This is a genomic window from Magnetovibrio sp. PR-2 (genome assembly GCF_036689815.1).
Taxonomy (GTDB): Bacteria; Pseudomonadota; Alphaproteobacteria; order Rhodospirillales; family Magnetovibrionaceae; genus Magnetovibrio.
On record NZ_JBAHUR010000009.1, the window covers coordinates 40719 to 58495 of the forward strand.

20 protein-coding genes are annotated in these 17777 nt (G+C 54.6%); 7 read left to right on the forward strand and 13 right to left on the reverse strand.

Going from position 1 to position 17777, the window contains the following annotated elements:
• Window positions 1–37 precede the first annotated feature (37 nt).
• From V5T82_RS11795 to V5T82_RS11810, 4 genes are all read left to right on the forward strand, one after another.
• Window positions 38–1915 carry an ABCB family ABC transporter ATP-binding protein/permease gene (locus tag V5T82_RS11795; protein WP_442917633.1) on the forward strand — a complete coding sequence of 626 codons (1878 nt, stop codon included), beginning with the start codon at window positions 38–40 and terminating at the stop codon, window positions 1913–1915.
• Entirely contained in the window at window positions 1912–2361 is a 450-nt protein-coding gene (locus tag V5T82_RS11800; protein ID WP_332895844.1) for an MmcB family DNA repair protein, read from the forward strand. Before V5T82_RS11795 ends, V5T82_RS11800 begins: the two co-directional genes overlap by 4 nt.
• A gap of 510 nt (window positions 2362–2871) precedes the next feature.
• Window positions 2872–3372, forward strand: a complete 501-nt coding sequence (locus tag V5T82_RS11805) for a Panacea domain-containing protein (RefSeq protein WP_332895845.1) — start codon at window positions 2872–2874, stop codon at window positions 3370–3372.
• Between the two features lie 13 nt (window positions 3373–3385).
• Window positions 3386–4111: a hypothetical protein gene (locus V5T82_RS11810; protein WP_332895846.1), complete on the forward strand. Its 726-nt coding sequence runs from the start codon at window positions 3386–3388 to the stop codon at window positions 4109–4111.
• A gap of 53 nt (window positions 4112–4164) precedes the next feature.
• Here the strand turns inward: V5T82_RS11810 and mnmA are convergent, their stop codons facing one another.
• The 12 genes from mnmA to cysE form a co-directional block, all read right to left on the reverse strand.
• On the reverse strand, window positions 4165–5283 hold the full coding sequence (gene mnmA, locus V5T82_RS11815; protein WP_332895847.1) for a tRNA 2-thiouridine(34) synthase MnmA: 1119 nt from the start codon (window positions 5281–5283) through the stop codon (window positions 4165–4167).
• Window positions 5280–5984, reverse strand: a complete 705-nt coding sequence (locus V5T82_RS11820) for a DUF599 domain-containing protein (protein WP_332895848.1) — start codon at window positions 5982–5984, stop codon at window positions 5280–5282. The genes mnmA and V5T82_RS11820 overlap by 4 nt, the downstream gene beginning before the upstream one ends.
• Window positions 5985–5996: 12 nt before the next feature.
• Complete coding sequence (iscX, locus tag V5T82_RS11825; RefSeq protein ID WP_442917635.1) at window positions 5997–6194, reverse strand: Fe-S cluster assembly protein IscX; 198 nt, start codon at window positions 6192–6194, stop codon at window positions 5997–5999.
• Window positions 6195–6272: 78 nt separating this feature from the next.
• Window positions 6273–6605, reverse strand: a complete 333-nt coding sequence (locus tag V5T82_RS11830; RefSeq protein ID WP_332895849.1) for a ferredoxin family 2Fe-2S iron-sulfur cluster binding protein — start codon at window positions 6603–6605, stop codon at window positions 6273–6275.
• A 74-nt stretch (window positions 6606–6679) separates the two neighbouring features.
• Window positions 6680–8596, reverse strand: coding sequence for a Fe-S protein assembly chaperone HscA (gene hscA, locus V5T82_RS11835; protein ID WP_332895850.1), 1917 nt, complete (start codon window positions 8594–8596; stop codon window positions 6680–6682).
• A 31-nt stretch (window positions 8597–8627) separates the two neighbouring features.
• Window positions 8628–9257: a Fe-S protein assembly co-chaperone HscB gene (hscB, locus tag V5T82_RS11840; protein WP_332895851.1), complete on the reverse strand. Its 630-nt coding sequence runs from the start codon at window positions 9255–9257 to the stop codon at window positions 8628–8630.
• A gap of 76 nt (window positions 9258–9333) precedes the next feature.
• On the reverse strand, window positions 9334–9672 hold the full coding sequence (locus V5T82_RS11845) for a HesB/IscA family protein (protein ID WP_332895852.1): 339 nt from the start codon (window positions 9670–9672) through the stop codon (window positions 9334–9336).
• A gap of 30 nt (window positions 9673–9702) precedes the next feature.
• Window positions 9703–10116, reverse strand: coding sequence for a Fe-S cluster assembly scaffold IscU (gene iscU / locus V5T82_RS11850; protein WP_332895853.1), 414 nt, complete (start codon window positions 10114–10116; stop codon window positions 9703–9705).
• A gap of 47 nt (window positions 10117–10163) precedes the next feature.
• On the reverse strand, window positions 10164–11396 hold the full coding sequence (locus V5T82_RS11855; protein WP_332895854.1) for an IscS subfamily cysteine desulfurase: 1233 nt from the start codon (window positions 11394–11396) through the stop codon (window positions 10164–10166).
• Between the two features lie 27 nt (window positions 11397–11423).
• A complete protein-coding gene (locus V5T82_RS11860) occupies window positions 11424–12557 on the reverse strand; it encodes a cysteine desulfurase family protein (RefSeq protein WP_332895855.1) in 1134 nt (377 codons plus the stop codon).
• A 42-nt stretch (window positions 12558–12599) separates the two neighbouring features.
• Window positions 12600–13076: an Rrf2 family transcriptional regulator gene (locus V5T82_RS11865; RefSeq protein WP_332895856.1), complete on the reverse strand. Its 477-nt coding sequence runs from the start codon at window positions 13074–13076 to the stop codon at window positions 12600–12602.
• A gap of 36 nt (window positions 13077–13112) precedes the next feature.
• The gene (gene cysE / locus V5T82_RS11870) at window positions 13113–13871 is read right to left on the reverse strand and encodes a serine O-acetyltransferase (RefSeq protein ID WP_332895857.1); all 759 of its coding nucleotides are present in this window, start codon (window positions 13869–13871) and stop codon (window positions 13113–13115) included.
• Window positions 13872–14100: 229 nt separating this feature from the next.
• Between cysE and V5T82_RS11875 the strand changes: the two genes are divergently transcribed.
• From V5T82_RS11875 to V5T82_RS11885, 3 genes are all read left to right on the forward strand, one after another.
• Window positions 14101–14748 (forward strand): alpha/beta hydrolase, encoded by a 648-nt coding sequence (locus V5T82_RS11875; RefSeq protein WP_332895858.1) that lies wholly within the window; start codon window positions 14101–14103, stop codon window positions 14746–14748.
• A gap of 167 nt (window positions 14749–14915) precedes the next feature.
• Window positions 14916–15737, forward strand: a complete 822-nt coding sequence (locus V5T82_RS11880) for a substrate-binding periplasmic protein (RefSeq protein ID WP_332895859.1) — start codon at window positions 14916–14918, stop codon at window positions 15735–15737.
• A gap of 158 nt (window positions 15738–15895) precedes the next feature.
• Window positions 15896–16660 carry a substrate-binding periplasmic protein gene (locus tag V5T82_RS11885; protein WP_332895860.1) on the forward strand — a complete coding sequence of 255 codons (765 nt, stop codon included), beginning with the start codon at window positions 15896–15898 and terminating at the stop codon, window positions 16658–16660.
• A 10-nt stretch (window positions 16661–16670) separates the two neighbouring features.
• Here the strand turns inward: V5T82_RS11885 and V5T82_RS11890 are convergent, their stop codons facing one another.
• Window positions 16671–17765, reverse strand: a complete 1095-nt coding sequence (locus tag V5T82_RS11890) for an anhydro-N-acetylmuramic acid kinase (protein ID WP_332895861.1) — start codon at window positions 17763–17765, stop codon at window positions 16671–16673.
• Window positions 17766–17777: the final 12 nt, after the last annotated feature.

A 17777-nucleotide genomic window follows, 5' to 3' on the forward strand; every position in this document is an offset into this window, starting at 1 on the left:
CCAACAGCAAGACAGCATTCCCCATGAGAGGGCCCCAATGAAAGGCATGAAAGGGCGGATTCCGCCCGAAGACCAGAGCGCGCCCCGCAATGATTGGCACACCATCCGCACGTTGATGCCCTATTTGTGGCCCAGCACGCGGTTCGATTTGCGCGTGCGCGTGATCCTCGCCATGGTGTTTTTGTTGACAGCCAAGGGCGCCACCGTGACCGTGCCGATTTTGCTCAAATACGCCGTGGATGAGTTGAGCGCGCCGACCATGTTGATCGGTCTTGCCGCTGTGCCCGTTGGCTTGTTGTTGGCTTACGGTGCTGCACGGGTGATTTCGCTGGCGTTCAAAGAATTGCAGTCCGCCGTGTTTGCCAACGTCACCCACTTTGCCATCCGCGAAGTGGCGCTGGAAACGTTTAAGCACCTGCACAAGCTCTCACTGCGCTTTCACTTGGAACGCCAAACCGGGGGGCTCAGCCGCGCCATCGAACGGGGCTCCAGCGGCATTGAGTTTTTGTTGCGCATGTTGTTGTTCAACATCGTGCCGACCATGTTCGAAATCGCCATGGTGGGGGTGTTGATGTGGGCGTTGTTGAGCGGCTCGTTCGCACTCGCCACCATGGGCACCATTGCGGCCTATATCGTGTGGACCGTGGCGCTGACCAATTGGCGCACGCGGTTTCGCCGGGAAATGAACGAAAACGATTCGGTTGCGCACACCAAAGCCATCGACAGTTTGCTCAACTACGAAACCGTCAAATACTTCGGCAACGAAGCGCACGAATCCCAGCGTTTCGACGTGGCGCTCGCGGGCTATGAAAAAGCCGCCATCAAGTCCAAAACGTCCCTCGCCCTGCTCAACACCGGACAAGGGGCCATCATCGCCATTGGTGTCACCATCGTCATGCTCATGGCCGGCTTTGGCGTTGCGGACGGATCGCTCACCGTGGGCGATTTTGTGTTGGTGAACACGTATCTGTTACAGCTCTACCTGCCGCTCAATTTCTTGGGCTCGTCGTACCGCGAAATCAAACACTCGCTCACCGATATGGAAGAGATGTTCTCTCTCCTCGACGCCAACGAAGAGATCGAGGACGCCGACAGCGCCGAGCCGCTCAACGTCACGGGCGGTGAAGTGAAGTTTGAAAATGTCAACTTCGCCTACGACCCGCGCCGCCCGGTTTTGAAAAACGTGAGCTTCTCCGTGCCTTCGGGAAAATCCGTCGCCATCGTCGGCTCATCCGGTGCGGGCAAGTCCACCATTTCACGCTTGCTGTTTCGCTTTTACGATATTGACGACGGCAGCATCTCCATCGACGGGCAAGACATCCGCGATGTGCAACAGGCGAGCCTGCGCGCCGCCATCGGTATCGTCCCGCAAGACACGGTGCTGTTCAACGACACGGTCTATTACAACATTGCCTATGGCCGCCCCGGCGCGACACCGTCAGAAATTGAAGAGGCCGCCAAGCTCGCCAAAATCCACGACTTTATCCAGAGCTTGCCCGACGGCTATCAAACCATCGTCGGCGAGCGCGGCCTGAAACTGTCCGGCGGGGAAAAACAACGCGTCGCCATCGCGCGCACCATTTTGAAAGCACCGCAAATTTTGCTGTTCGACGAAGCCACCTCGGCGCTGGACACCCACACGGAAAAAGAAATCCAGGCGTCCTTGCGCGAAGTCGCTGCGGGCCGCACGTCGTTGGTGATCGCGCACCGTTTGTCCACGGTGGTGGACAGTGACGAGATTTTGGTGCTCGACCAAGGGGAAGTGGCGGAGCGTGGAACCCATGCTGACTTGTTGGCCAAAGACGGTCTTTACGCCGCCATGTGGCAGCGCCAGCAAGAGGCCAGCGAAGCCATCGAGACACTTAAACGCACGGGCGAGCAAGCCGACAGGGTGGCTGCTGAAGTGGCGAAATGACGGAGACACTTACCGCACAAGACATCTCACGCGGGGTTCTCCGCATGCTCGCCACCCAAGGCTATCGCGGCGTCACGGAACTGCCGCTCACCAACAACCGGCGCTGCGACATTGCGGCGCTGGGGCCGCGTGGTGAGGTGGTGATTGTGGAAATCAAAAGCTCGCGAAATGACTTTCAGTCCGACACCAAGTGGCCGGAGTACGTAGACCACTGCGAACGCTTTTTCTTCGCCGTCGCACCGGACTTTCCGGTTGAGCTGCTGCCAATTGAGCAAGGCCTGATCATCTCCGACGGCTACAGCGCCGACATCATCCGCGACGTCGAACCGCGCAAACTCGCCCCGGCCCGGCGCAAGTCCATCACACTGAGGATTGCGCGCACGGCGGCCCATCGATTGCACGCTGAGCTTGATCCTGCATTCGATCAAAGCAAGTCGCCGATTTAACGTCCACAATGGCCGAAACCCAGCCCGAGTAAGGCAATATTTAGAACAAAACCACCCCGTTTTAGAACAAAAACACCCCGTCGCTCCTGCGAAGGCAGGAGCCTATGGGCTTCTCGTTTTAGAGTCTCTAACGGTTCCAGCTGAGCAACCGCCCATGGATTCCTGCCTTCGCAGGAATGACGACTATTGGGGCTTCACGCAGGGAGTGGGGGGGATAAGCTTGTGTCCGAGCATCTGTTCACGGGCATTGAGAATGTGGCATTTGAGATGGATGCTTGAAGGGTTGCCTAGACACAATTCTTAAGTAGGGAGCCATATATCGATTCTTTTTTCATTCTCATACTGAATGGCTTACAACGGATAATCTTTTAGTTTCAGCCCCATTTTAATTGATCAATGGATTCAATGGGCTGATCAACATATTGCGCTACAAACAGTACAAGCAACATCATATGGTTGATTTGTACGCTATGAACTGCTAGAACACTTCAAGAACATGGAACTATGACAATGAGTTATGATGGACGGGCTATTGCAAACTTCGTCTTGGACTATTGTGAGGATAACGGTCACCCAATAACAAACCTCTCTCTGCAAAAGATTGTCTACTTTTGCCACGTTTGGTCACTGATAACCTTGGGAAGACCATTAATCCGGCACCAATTTGAAGCTTGGAAATATGGGCCAGTACTTCAGTATCTGTATAGAGAGTTCAAGTCATTTGACGATGACATTATTACAAACCGAGCGAAGCAACTTGACCCCAAAACAGGAATAAAGCAAAACGCTGTTTGTGATTTTGACCCAGTTACAGAAGAACTCTTAAGAGATGTAGTTAAATTTTATAGCCAGCTTAGCGCTGGCCAGTTGGTAGACTTAAGCCATGTAACGGGAGGACCATGGCATCAAGTCTGGAATCATGATGGTGACGTTCAACCTGGAATGAAAATTGAAAATAAAGACATTCTTGAATTTTATTCCAAGGCATCGGCTCCATTCACAATACAATGAGGTTAATCACCATATGACTAAACTCAGAGTACCTTCCCTTCAGCATTTAGCGCGTAACTGGCACCCTGATTCGAAAAAAATCACTAAATCATTAGTCCGATTAGCAGAGAATCCGCCAAGATTTAATTACAACCCTTTAAGTAGCGCAGCATTAGACCTGTTGTTGTTTGGTCAACCTTATGATCAAGTTCGGCTAGGAATAATTCGTGCTGTTAAACGTGAAGGTGTACGCGATAACTATCTGGAAATACTCTCTCTGATGCACAAGCACTTTGAAAGTATATCTCCTGACTTCGTGCAACAAGTTGACACAAGGATGTATCCAATCACACGGGGGCTAATGATCCCCTTTACGCCGCCTCTCATCTATGGCCTTGGAGGACAAATCTATTTCCCTTGGCTTAGTTTTTGGCGTGCTAACCCTTTATCTAATAAGCGTCTTGCATTGTTCGTATCGCTTGTACGAGAAGTTCTGGTTGAAGATCCTGATCTCGAAAATGCACGTTTCCAAATTTATGACTTCAGTGCACCTAAGCCAAAAACTCCGCGAGAACTAGCTATTATTGAAGCAAGAGATGTTCCTACGCTATCTCAGGATGAAACAAAAGAGATGCTAGAAATATTTGCCGAAGGTTTCTTCAATGCCCAAGCTGAACTTGCAGGTAAAGTATCAACGCAAAAAGATACGGAACGGCAAGATTCCTTCGAAGACCATCGTCAGCGCGACCTTTTTAAGTAAATTGATTTCATGCAGAGAGTGTTTCTACGAGGACTATTATATAGTCCTCGTACTCACCCCTTCTCAATCCACCCACCACCCAACAGCCGCTCGCCGTCGTAGAACACGCAAGCCTGCCCGGGCGCGATGGCGGAGAAAGGTTCTTTGAGGTGGACTGTGGCGCGGCCGTCTTGCATTGGCGTGATGTGTGCGGGGACGGCGGGGCTTAAGGAGCGGAGCTTGACGACGCAGTCGATGCCGTCCGCCGGTATCGTGTCCCCATCCCCAATCCAGTTGACGTCGCGGATGGTGAGCGCGTTCGCGAGCAGGTCGGCTTTGCAGCCCACTACCACTTGGTTGGTGTCCGCATCAATCTTCACCACGTAGATGGGTTCGGGGCCGGAGATGCCGAGGCCTCTGCGTTGGCCCACCGTGTATTTGATCACGCCGTCGTGTTGGCCCAAAACGTTGCCGTCCATATCCACAACATCGCCGGGCTCCAGTGCGCCGGGGCGAAGTTTGTTGACCACGTCTAAGTACTTACCTTCGGGCACAAAGCAGATGTCTTGGCTGTCGGGTTTTTTGGCGATGTCTAAGCCTAAGCGCTCGGCCTCGGCCCGCGCTTCGTCTTTGGTGCACGCACCCAGTGGAAACCACAACATCTCCACAGCGTCCCCGGGCGTGGAAAACAGGAAATAGCTTTGATCGCGGCTATGGTCTTGGCCCCGGTGCAGCTCCGCCCCATCCGGACCGTCCAAGCGCCGCACATAGTGCCCGGTCACCAGAGCCTCCGCACCTAAGTCCTTGGCTTTGTCCAACAAGTCTTTGAACTTGATGGTGTCGTTGCAATGCACGCACGGGATCGGCGTTTCGCCCGCCAGGTACGTGTCGGCAAAGACCTCCATAACCTCGGCCTTAAAGCGTTCTTCGAAGTCCAGGACATAGTGCGGGATGCCAATGTCGTCGGCCACGCGGCGCGCATCGTGGATGTCGCGGCCCGCGCAGCACGTGCCGGGCTTGTCGATGGCGATGCCGTGGTCATAAAGCTGCATGGTGATGCCCACCACGTCGAAGCCTGCTTCTTTCAACAAGGCCGCCGTCACAGAGCTGTCCACCCCGCCGGACATGGCAACGACCACACGGGTCTCGGCGGGCGGTTTGTTGTGGGCACTTTGGGGCAGGTCGAGCTTCACGGCTTGCCCCCCATGCCCGGAATGCTGTGAAGATACCCCAAGGTTTGAGAACGAAATTCCCGGCGATAGACCACCGCCGTCACCCAAACAGTCGCAATGGCAAACAGCACCGGATGCAAAAACCAGCTGAGCGCGGCAAGCCCGTAATAGTAAGACCGCATGGCGCGGTTGAAGTTGGCCACGGCCAAAGCGAGAACTTCAGACGCCCCTTCGGCAAAGGCCTGGGCGTCATCGCTGTCGGCCTCGGACGGCGGCGGCGCAGCACCCACCAAAATGACGGAGTAGTTGAATTGGCGCAAAGACCAAGCACATTTGAAAAACGCGTAGATGAAAATCAGGAGTAGGAGCAGGATTTTCAGCTCCCACGTGGCTTTGGAGGCCTCGCTCAAGTACGGCACACCCTCGACCAACGCTTGAACCTTATCGAGCGAGCCCAAAATCGCCAACAGCCCGGCCAAGATCAGCAACGTGATGGACGAAAACAGTCCGACGCTGCGCATCAAGGCGCTCATGATGGTGGTGTCCACCATGCGCATGTCACGGCGCAAAAGCTGCTGCATCCAGCCTGCACGGTGCTTTTTCATCACACTCATCAAATTGTGCCCGCCGTGTTTGAGACGGTCGGCATAAAGGATATAGCCATTCCAGACGATGAAAAACCACGCAAGTGCGGCCAAGTCGATGATGGCGATGTCGGGCATCGGGTTTCCTAATCAGTCGTCGCGTTCTTCGAGCCACGCCATTTGGATGGCTTCCAAGATCTTCTCGCTGGATTTTTCCGGGTCGTCGTCGAAGCTGGGCAGCTCTTGCACCCATTTCCACAAGTCCGTGAAGCGCACGTGCATGATGTCAGCGTCCGGGTGCGCGTCTTCCAGTTCAATGGCAATATCGTATACGTCGGTCCAACGCATTGTGATAACTCCTGCAAAAATACGAAGGGGGGCTGGATTGAACCCCGCCCCCCTCAATCCTGTAATCGTTCGAGGCGCTTAGTCCAGCAACATGTTGCGCGTGCCGGCGGGCAGCGTCACTTCCAAGCCGTCCAAGTCTTCGGTCATTTTGATCTGACAGCCCAAACGCGACGTGTGGGTCAGGCCAAACGCCAGGTCGAGCATGTCTTCTTCTTCCTCGGTCGCTTCGTCCAGTTTGTCGAACCATTTGTCTTCGACAACCACGTGACAGGTCGAGCACGCCAGCGAGCCTTCGCAAGCGCCTTCCAGATCCAAACCGTTTTTGTGCGCAATTTCCAGGACCGAAAGGCCAACCGGTGCGTCCACTTCGGTGCGTTTGCCTTCGTCATCGATGAACGTCATTTTCGGCATATTGAGAGGTCTCCTCGGAATTTAATTATCTGTTGAGCATTGGTTTAGCGCGGCCAAGGCCCGGAAACAAGGGATTATTGCCCCTCTTCCCCCTCAACCACGGAGGATTCCAGCTTGTCCATACTCACACCCGTGAGCGCATCGCGGATGCCTTTGTCCATGCGCTTTTCGGCAAAAACCTGGGTCGCCGTGTCGAGTTTTCCTGCCACTTGATTAATGGCGTCTCTGTCCGTGCCTTTGATGGTTTCAATCACTTCGTCCATGACTTCGCCAATGGCTTCGCGTTCTTCGACGCTGAGCAAACGGCAATCGGCTTGCAAAGCGGCGCGTACAGCCAACATGGCGCGTTCGGCCTCAACGCGAGCTTCGGTGAGCAAACGCAGCTCCATATCGTCCTTGGCGTGGGCCATGGAATCGTAGAGCATCTGCGACATTTCGTCTTCCGACAGACCATAAGACGGTTTGACTTCTACCTTGGCTTCGATGCCAGAGGTATCTTCGCCTGCCGTCACGGTCAAAAGGCCGTCTGCATCCACCTGGAAGGTCACGCGGATGTGTGCAGCCCCGGCCGCCATTTGCGGTATTCCGGTCAAGTTAAAGCGCGCGAGTGAACGGTTTTGGTCCACCATTTCGCGTTCACCCTGCACCACATGAATGGCCATAGCGGTCTGGCCGTCTTGATAGGTGGTGAATTCTTGGGCTTTGGCAACCGGGATGGGGGTGTTGCGCGGAATGACTTTTTCGACGATGCCGCCCATGGTCTCAAGCCCCAGCGACAACGGCGTGACGTCCAACAGCAAGGTGTCTGAGCCCACGGTCAACGCTTCGGCCTGCAAAGCCGCACCCACGGCGACCACTTGGTCGGGATCGATGTCGGCCAAGGGTTCGGAGCCGAAGTAGCCTTCGACGGCGGCGCGCACGGCCGGAACGCGGGTGGAGCCCCCCACCAGAACCACACCTTTGACGTCGAGGGGGTCGTAGCCCGCTTCGGTCAGGACCTCATGGCAGATTTTGATGGTACGTTTGACCAGATCGGCAGACAACCCGTCGAACTCGGCACGGGTCAGGGTGTGCTTGGTGGACGTGTCGCCCGCTTGCAGCATCCACTCGCCGCTGTCTTCGGTGGTCAGGCATTCTTTGGCCAAACGTGCCGTCATCAACGCCACTTTGACTTCGCCGGAGTTGAGCTCCGTCTCGCCCAATTCAGCTTTGCGTTGGGTCAAAAAATGATCGGCAATGGCGTGATCGAAATCGTCACCGCCAAGTGCTGCATCACCGCCCGTCGCCAACACTTGGAACACGCCCTTTTCCATGCGCAGCACGGACAAATCGAACGTGCCGCCGCCCAAATCATAAACCGCGTACAAACCTTCGGCTTCTTTGTCCAAGCCATACGCCAATGCCGCGGCTGTCGGTTCGTTCACCAGACGCAAAACGTCAAGCCCCGCCAAACGCGCGGCGTCCTTGGTGGCGACGCGTTGAGCATCGTCGAAGTAGGCCGGAACGGTGATCACGGCTTTGCCGATTTTGGCACTGAGATGTTCTTCGGCCCGGTCACGCAAGGCCCGCAAAATGTCGGCGGAAATTTCGATGGGCGTCATTTTGTGCCCACCAATGTTGAGGCGCACCAGTTGGCTTTCGCCTTCAACGTGGGGCTCGATCTCAAACGGCAGCTGACCGCCCAAGCCTTTGACGTCTTCCGCACCGCGCCCCATCAAACGTTTGATGGAGCTCACCACGCTGTCGGGGCGGCTCAACAACAAACGCTTGGCCAACTCACCCACAATGGGGGAGCCGTCCGGCGCATAGGCCACGATGGATGGGACCAGAGCCGTACCATCGTCGTCCTTCAACACATCGACGGAATTTTCAGAACTGACCGCAACGACCGAGTTGGTGGTGCCGAGATCGATGCCGATGGCGAGCTCAGACTCCCCTTCGTGGGGAGCTGGTGTTTCGCCGGGTTCGTGAATTTGCAGAAGGGTGACCATGTTTAAATCTTTTTGTTTTCAGTATGTGTGTTTAGGCTAAAAGGCGCGCACGAGCTTGGCGCACTTCACCCATCATTTTGTCGAGGTATTTGAGCCGCGTCGTCAGCTGACACGCGCCGTGAATGTCTTCGCCTTGAAACGCCAAAGACAGCGCCTTCAAAACATCGTCGATTTCCGACTTGGTTTCGCGCTGAATGTCGTTCAGCGCCGCCATGCTGTCGGCCATCATCAGCTTTTCGCGCATCTCCATGGCTTCCATCAAGATGGCTTGATCGTTCACCAAGTTGCAGCCTTCGGGAAACACATCCACACCCAACACATGGACCAAATAGTCGGCTCGTTTGAGCGGGTCTTTCAACACTTCGTAAGCATCGTTGAGAGCGGTGGCTTGCTGTTGGCTCAACGCCTTTTCCTTCGGGGCTTTGGTGGCAAAACGGTCCGGGTGGAGCTGGCGCTGCAGATCAAAATACAATCGGTCTATCGCGGACACATCAACATCGAACGTGAGATTAATCCCTAAGCGTTCAAAATGATTGACCGGCGCAGGCCCTTGTACGGCTTCACAGGTGGAGCAAAACAAGCTCGCAACAGGCACCGGGCCTTTGCATGACCAACAAGGTTTCAGTGTCTCGTTTTGAACGTGTACGTTTTCGTCATTCATCAACAGATATTCCAAAAGCGAACCGCCCCACGGGGAAGTTATGGGGGGGGTGGTTCGGATATTTGGGCTTTAAGCCTTAGACGTGGAAAGATTCGCCGCACCCGCAGCGTCCCTTTTCGTTGGGATTGGAAAACCGAAAACCGCTTTCCAACTTGTCTTCCACGTAATCCATTTCGGTGCCGATGATAAACATGGTGGCTTTGGGATCGATTAAGATGGTCAATCCGTTCACTTCCATTTCGTCATCAAACTCGTTCTTTTCGTCGGCAAACTCCAGGGTGTAGGACAAGCCCGAGCACCCCTTGGTTTGCACACCGATGCGGATACCGGCAGATGGTTTACCGCGACCGTCCAACAACGCTTTGACCTGGGTCACAGCGGCGTCGGTCAGATGTATTGGTGCAGGCATGTTCATAATCAGTCCCCTTGATCCTTCACGATCTGGTTATTCGGCAGCGTCTTGGCCTTCGTCTTGAACGTCGCCGGTTTTGCCTTTGTAGTCTTCGATAGCCGCTTTGATCGCGTCTTCGGCCAGGACCGAACAGTGGATCTTCACCGGCGGCAAAGCCAGTTCTTCGGCGATGTCGGTGTTTTTGATCTCACCGGCTTCGTCAATGGTTTTGCCTTTGACCCATTCGGTGACCAGCGAGCTCGACGCGATGGCCGAACCACAGCCGAACGTTTTGAACTTGGCATCTTCGATGATGCCGTCCGTGCCGACTTTGATTTGCAGCTTCATCACGTCACCACACGCCGGTGCACCCACCAAGCCTGTGCCGACATCGCCGTCGCCGTCTTCCATGGCGCCGACGTTGCGCGGGTTTTCGTAGTGATCGATGAGTTCTTTACTGTAGGCCATTGTCTATTCTCCTTCACTGCTCGGGGATGGCAGTGCTGTGGTTGAACTTAGTGTTCCGCCCATTTGATGGACTTCAAATCGATGCCGGCTTGCGCCATGTCCCAAAGCGGGCTCAGTTCACGCAGGCGGTTGACTTCTTTGGAAATGCGCTCGATGGCGTATTCAACGTCGTCTTCGGTGGTGAAGCGTCCCAGTCCCAACCGCAACGAAGTGTGCGCCAATTCGTCTTCAACGCCTAAGGCGCGCAGCACGTAGCTGGGCTCAAGAGAAGCGGATGTGCACGCCGAACCGCTTGAGACCGCCAAGTCTTTGATGCCCATCATCAAGCCTTCACCTTCGACGTAAGCGAATGAGATGTTCAAGTTGCCGGGGATGCGGCTTTCCAGATCGCCGTTCAAAAAGATTTCCGGAATGCGCTGGCGCAGGCCTTGGTAGAGGCGATTTTGGAAATCGCGCAGGCGTTCGGCCTCCGCCGCCATTTCTTTCTTCGCCAATTCACATGCTTTGCCCAAGCCAACAACCAACGGCGTCGGCAAGGTGCCCGAACGCATGCCGCGTTCTTGGCCGCCACCGTGGATCAGCGGGACCAGGCGCACGCGTGGTTTCTTGCGCACATACATGGCACCAATGCCCATGGGGCCGTAGACCTTGTGGCCGGAAATCGACATCATGTCGATGTTCATTTCGTTCACATCCAGCGGAATTTTGCCGACCGCTTGGGCCGCGTCCGTGTGGAAGAACGTTTTGTTTTCGCGGCACAGCGCACCGATTTCTTTGAGCGGCTGGATCACGCCAATTTCGTTGTTCACCGCCATGATGGACACCAACAAAGTCTTGTCGGTCATCGCTGCTTTCAATGCGTCCAGATCGATCAAGCCGTCTTCTTTGACGTGCAGGTATGTCACCTCAAAGCCGTCTTGCTGCAAGGAACGGCAGGTTTCCAACACACACTTGTGTTCGGTAACACAGGTGATGATGTGATTTTTCTTATCGCCGTAAAACTTCGCCACACCTTTGATGGCGAGGTTGTTGGACTCGGTCGCGCCAGAGGTGAAGATGATTTCCTTCGGGTTCGCACCGATGAGATCGGCGACATTTCCGCGCGCGACTTCGACCGCGTCTTCCGCTTCCCAACCAAAGTGGTGATTGCGCGAATGCGGGTTGCCGAACTTGGTCGTCCAATAAGGGGCCATCGCCTCAACCACGCGGGGGTCGGTGGGGGTAGTGGCTTGGTAATCCAAATAGAGAGGATCGTTTTGGGTCCACGTTTTTGCGGTCATATTTTTTATTTCAACCTTGCTGTTTGTCTAAGCTGCCGACTGGGCGGTGTTTGGGGCTGTATTCTTACGTTGATATAGGTTCGTCCAGACGGAAATAAAGTGTTCGATCTCTTCAATTTTATTTGTTTGGGCAAGCGAAACACGCACAGCAGACCGTGCGATGTCCGCAGGCAAGCCCATGGCCGTCAAAACGGCGCTCGATTTCGTTTTACCCGACGCGCAGGCTGATCCTGCACTGACGGCGATGCCTTCCAAATCGAAATTCATCACTTGGGTCTCTGCGTCGACGCCGGGCATGGCGATAAAGCTGGTGTTGGGCAGGCGGTCCCACAATTGTGCGATGACGGTTGCATCTGGGGCGCAATCGAGAATGCGCGCTTCCAATGTGTCGCGCAGCGCTTTGACGTGAGCCATGCCCGCCAATTCGGCTATCGCAATTTCTGCGGCCAAGCCAAAGCCGACGATACCGGGCACATTTTCCGTGCCGCCGCGCACGCCTTTTTCCTGACCGCCGCCGGGGTTGATGGCGGTGAGGTCTACGTCTTTGGTGGCGATCAAGGCACCCACACCCAACGGCCCGCCGATTTTGTGTGCGGACACGCTCATCATATCGACGCCAAGGCTTTCAAAATCCACATCGACTTTGCCCAATGCTTGAACAGCGTCGGTATGGACCAAAGCCGAGTAACGATGCGCGATGTTGGCGATGCCTTCGAGTTGTTGCAACACGCCAGTTTCATTGTTGGCCAGCATCACCGACACCACAACATCGTCGCCGCCGCCCGCGAACAGCTCATCCAATTGGAACGGATCGATGAGACCGTTGACGTCTACGGGAATGATCTCGACATGATCTGCGACCCGGAGCACGGCGGCATGATCCGTCGCCCCGGCCCAAATTTTGTCTCGCCCTGTGCACGTCAGCGCCAAGGTGTTGGCTTCGGTCCCACAGGACGTAAAGACGATCTGCGCACTTTTGGGGGCGTTGACGGCTGTGCGGATTTGTTCGCGGGCATCTTCAACGGCGCGGCGCGCTTTGCGGCCAGAGGCGTGAACGGACGAAGGATTGCCTCCGGCTTCCATGGCGCGCACGACAGCGTCGCGCACTTTCGGGCGCGTCGGCGACGTTGCGTTATGATCCATGTAAACCTGTTGGCTCATGGTAGATGCCTTCCGTTGAGAATGCCTAAAGTCTAAAAGCGTTTATTCCGCAGCTATGATATCGGTGGGAATGTTGGCAACCATTTCTTCGAACAGTTCCGGCTGCGGACCCAAAACACGGCGTGCGCAGACGTCGGCCAAAGTGACCGAGCTCAGATACAAGTGGATTTGATAGCTCAGCGCTTGCCACAGGTCATGGGTCAAGCAACGCGCTTTGTCGGAATGACAGCCCTCGGCTTTGGAGCAGCGGGTGGCCGAGATCGGTTCATCCACCGCAGTGATCACATCCGAGATGCGAATTTCGGTGACGGAGCGCGACAGCAAATATCCACCACCCGGTCCACGAACACTTTTGACCAAACCTGCACGGCGCAGTTTGCCAAACAGCTGTTCCAGATAAGACAGCGAAATTTCTTGGCGGTCGGCAATGTCTGCCAATGCCACGGGTTTGCCTGGTTCGTTCTTGCCGAGGTCAGCCATCGCCATAACGGCATAACGTCCTTTGGTGCTCAACTTCACGTCCGTTCTCCTTCTTCTTTTTCGTTCCAGGCGGACTTAAGCATCTTCGCTCAAGTTCACCACTTTTTTCTGAGCGCTTGCGGACCCAGCTTCGTCTTTCGACTTGGCCGCAGCGTCCTGCTCGTATTCCAATTCTTCGACGCGCTCCATCAATGTCGACACCTGCGCGCGCAAATTATCGATGGTGCGCAAAACCGGGTCCGGGCAACCGTCGGACGGTGTACCGTAGGCCACGAAGTCTTTCGCATGTTCTTTGTCGCGCGGCATAACAACACGGGCCGGGATGCCCACAGCCGTCACACCCGAAGGGACATCGCGCGTAACCACGGCGTTGGCGCCAATGCGCGCATCCTTACCCACCGTGATGGGGCCCAAAACCTGCGCACCGGAACCAACGATCACACCATCTTCCAAAGTTGGGTGGCGCTTTTGGTTCACTTGCGTGTGGCTGTCGACGCTGGGCGATGTGCCGCCCAAGGTCACAATTTGATAGATCGTCACGTCATCGCCGATTTTACTGGTTTCGCCAATCACGACACCGTCACCGTGATCAATGAAAAAACGCCGGCCAATGGTCGCACCCGGATGAATTTCAATGCCCGTGAAGAAACGGGCCGCCTGAGAAATCATGCGCGCAATGAAGCGCACATCGTGCCTCCACAGCCAATGTGACAGGCGATAAGCCTGGATTGCGTGGAACCCCGGATACAGCAACGCGACCTCCAAACGAGTCCGCGCCGCAGGGTCGCGAGCGATAAATGAATCGATATCTTCTTTAAGCCTCTTGAAAATCATGGCCTATCCAATATGTTTGTGCACAAGCGACCACATGCGGTAAAAGGTCTATTCCCTTGACCGCCGTGTGCAAGTGGCGCACACAATGTTGCATTACATGCTCAGAATATAAGATACCCGACTACCAGGGTCAAGTATTCTAGGGCAATTTACGGAAAAAAAGTTGTGAAAATGCTGCAGCGTGTCAAAAATCGCAACCCATTGAAACTTAAGCGGTAAAATAGAGCAAATGCCCGAAGTCATCTTCAACGGACCCGAAGGCCGCCTGGAAGGGCGCTACCATCATTCCAAAAAACCCGGAGCGCCGATTGCGCTTATTTTGCACCCGCACCCACAGTTCGGCGGAACCATGAATAACAAGGTCGTGTACGCCATGTACCAGGCCTTCGTAAAACGCGGTTTTTCAACTTTGCGGTTTAATTTTCGCGGAGTCGGCCGTTCTCAGAGCACTTTTGACAACGGTCAAGGCGAAATGAGTGACGCGGCGTCGGCCCTGGATTGGATGCAAGCCCACAACCCCAACGCTTCAGATTGCTGGATCGGCGGCTTTTCGTTTGGGGCTTGGATTTCCATGCAGCTTATGATGCGCCGACCGGAAATCAGCGGCTTTATCTCCATCGCGCCCCCTGCGAGCCAACATGACTTCACCTTCCTGGCACCGTGCCCGGCGTCCGGTATTTTGGTGCATGGCGATCGTGATGAGATTGTCCCCGTAGACAGCGTCGATAAACTGGCCGCGAAGCTTAAAAGCCAAAAGAACATCACCATCGACTATGAAGTGGTCAAAGGGTGTGATCACTTCTTTGGCGATCACATGGATGAGCTGACCAAAATCGTCGACGAATACCTGGACAAATCCCTGACCCAGGTGGCTTAAGTCTGCAATAAAGACGTGAATTTCAAAAAAGTGTGGCGCGCCAATGTGGTGGCCGCACTTTTTTTTGTGAAAAATCCATGCAATACGGCGTATATCCGATATTATAAATATAGTTGTTAGGGCTATATACGTTCTATAGCTGAGTGACGCATGTGGGGGCGACGACTTTGTTTTTGACACACTGTTATACGGGGCGACTCAAGAATCTGACCCTCAGCTTTGCTGTCGTCGTCGCTCTCCTGCTCGACAGTTTTGCATCTGCCGACCCACAAAACACGTCCATTGAGTTCGGATTCTGCCCCGTGGAAGGCTTTGTCGATGAAGAGCCCAAAGGCGTTGGATATGAGCTCATGACCGAAGTGCTCATGCGGCTGCGCGCTCAGGGGTACCAGATCAACGAATCCTTCGTCCCCGCCATGCGGCTTTTAAACGGCTATAAAAACAAGCAATACGACGTGATCTTCCCGATCATGAAAATCAAAAACTTCACGTTGAAGAGCTTTCAAAAATGGGGCTTCGATCATATCCCGCTCTATTCCCGGCCGCTCTATGACGGGGGGCATTTTGTCATCTATACCCACGTCGAAAATGACCGCCTCAACCGGGTCAAGGACCTCAAAGGCAAATCCACAGTCGTCATCGCAGGCGCTTACATCCCCGTCGATTTGGTCACGCCCACCCCTTATAACGTCGAGTACGTCGACACAGCCGAACAAGCCTTCAAAATGGTTCAGTTCGGGCGCGTAGACGCCTTCCTTGTGCATAAAGGTTGGGGACAGCATGTTCTTTCAGGTTTGGACTTACCGGAACTGCATCACGGCGAGCCCTTTGAAAACATCCGCGGCGGTTTTATCGCGCAAGAAAACGAGTTGGGCGAAGAGCTGGTCTCAGCGATTGACCGTGTAATCGCCGACATGATTGAAGACGGCAGTTACGCCAAAATTCTCGAAAAATTTCCAGACACGAAGTTGGTCATTCACCCCGATTAAACCAGAAGACCTTATCGATGTAGAAAACTTTTGGGTTCCAATGCGATTGCCTTAGCCGCTAGACTGTTTTATCGAGACTCAACACCAAAAGGATCAAAAGCTTGTCTTTGACTAAACTGTTTTCAAGATTGAAGACAACGCTTTGTTTGCGCCTTGCCTTGACTGCTTTCGTGTTCTTGGCGAGTCCCGCATCGGCCGAGCCCCCGCAAAAAACCTTAAATTTCGCCTACGGTGTTGTCGAAGGTTTTATCGAAGAAGAGACCTCGGGTGTCGGCTATGAGCTGATGCGCGCCGTGCTCTCTCGTCTTCAAAACCAGGGGCATGAAATATCGGTCACTCTGGTTCCGTTTACGCGATTGTTAAATGGATTTCAAAAGAAGCATTACGACTTGGCCTTCCCCATTGTGAAGGTGAGCAATTTCACATTAGCGAGTTACAAAAAATGGGGCTTTGACGAAATCCCACTGTATTCAAGGCCGCTTTATAACGGTGGTGAGTTCGTCATTTATACCCCGGCAAAATCCGCACGACTGAGCGCGTTGCGCGACCTTATCGGGCGCGACACGGTTGTCATCGCGGGTGCGTACATCCCCATTGACCTTGTTCCACCGACATCTTACTCCGTCGAACAGGTCAATTCGGGACATCAGGCTTTTAAAATGGTGAAGTTTGGGCGCGTGGATGCCTTTTTGGTTCATGAAGGCTGGGGGAAATCCGTGCTCACCGAATTGGACATTTCTGATTTGCACCACGGCCAGCCGTTTGGAACCATTGAAGGCGGTTTCATTGCGCAGAACGATGAGCAGGGCAAAAGTCTGATCGCCGCCATCAATCAAATCATCTCAGACATCATTGATGACGGCACATATGCCAAAATTCTTAAAAAGTTTCCCGACAGCACATTCGTCTTTCGACACGAGTAAGAAAGCGTTTTTAAACGGCGTGTAAAGTTCCGCCGCTCAATGGCGCGGCGCCCCCTGTGGTGGTTGGAAACGTGATGGGTAACCCCAATTTCGAGCGTACCGCCATATACGCAAACGCTTGCGCTTCTAGGGCATCGCCATTCCAGCCCAAAGCCTCAACAGGCAAGACATCTGCCCCCGTAGCAGCGCGCAGGTTTTCCAACAATACCGGGTTCAAGCGCCCGCCGCCCGTCACCACCCAGGTGGCCGCAGGCGCGGGGAAATGTTCGGCGGCTTTGGCGATGGCGCGTGCCGTGAAGTCCGTGAGCGTCGCCGCACCGTCTTCCAGGCCGAGGCCCTCGGCCAGCTTTGGATCAAACGCTTGGCGGTCCAAGGATTTGGGCGGTGTGCGGTCGAAAAACGGATTGTTCAAGGCCTTCTCAATCCGGTCCTCATGAACTTGACCTTTGGCGGCCAGCCCGCCATCCCGGTCCATATCCTGGCCGATCAAATCACACACCCAATCGTTCAGGGGGGCATTGCCCGGCCCGGTGTCGAAAGCAAGGATTGCGTCTTCGCTGACCCATGTCACATTGGATACCCCGCCAATGTTGACCACAGCAGCTGGGAGTTGGACATTATCCGCTTGTTTCAGCAAGCCCTGGTGATAGACGGGCACCAAAGGCGCGCCCTCGCCACCGGCTTGGACGTCTGCACTGCGCAGGTCATTGACCACAGAAATTCCCACTTCGTCGGCCAACAGCCGGCCATCGCCCAGCTGGATGGTGACGGCGTTTTCCGGTTCATGGTGCACGGTTTGACCATGAAAACCGATGAGATCAATGTCTTTGGCAGAAAGCCCATTTTGGTCCAAGAACGATTTGACCAGCTCCGCATGCTTTAGCGTCAAATCGCGTTCAACCTCAGTTGCACTGGGGTGTGAGCGGGCATCAGCTCCAAACAACCCGCGCACCCGGTCGCGAAAATCGACGTCGTAGCCGACATCCATGGAAGGTCCAAACGCTACTAACCCTTCGCCGTCCGTCTTGATCAAGGCAACATCAATGCCGTCCAAGGACGTGCCGCTCATCAAGCCAATTGCGGTGTAGATTTTTGAGGCAGTCATAGGAGCCAGAGC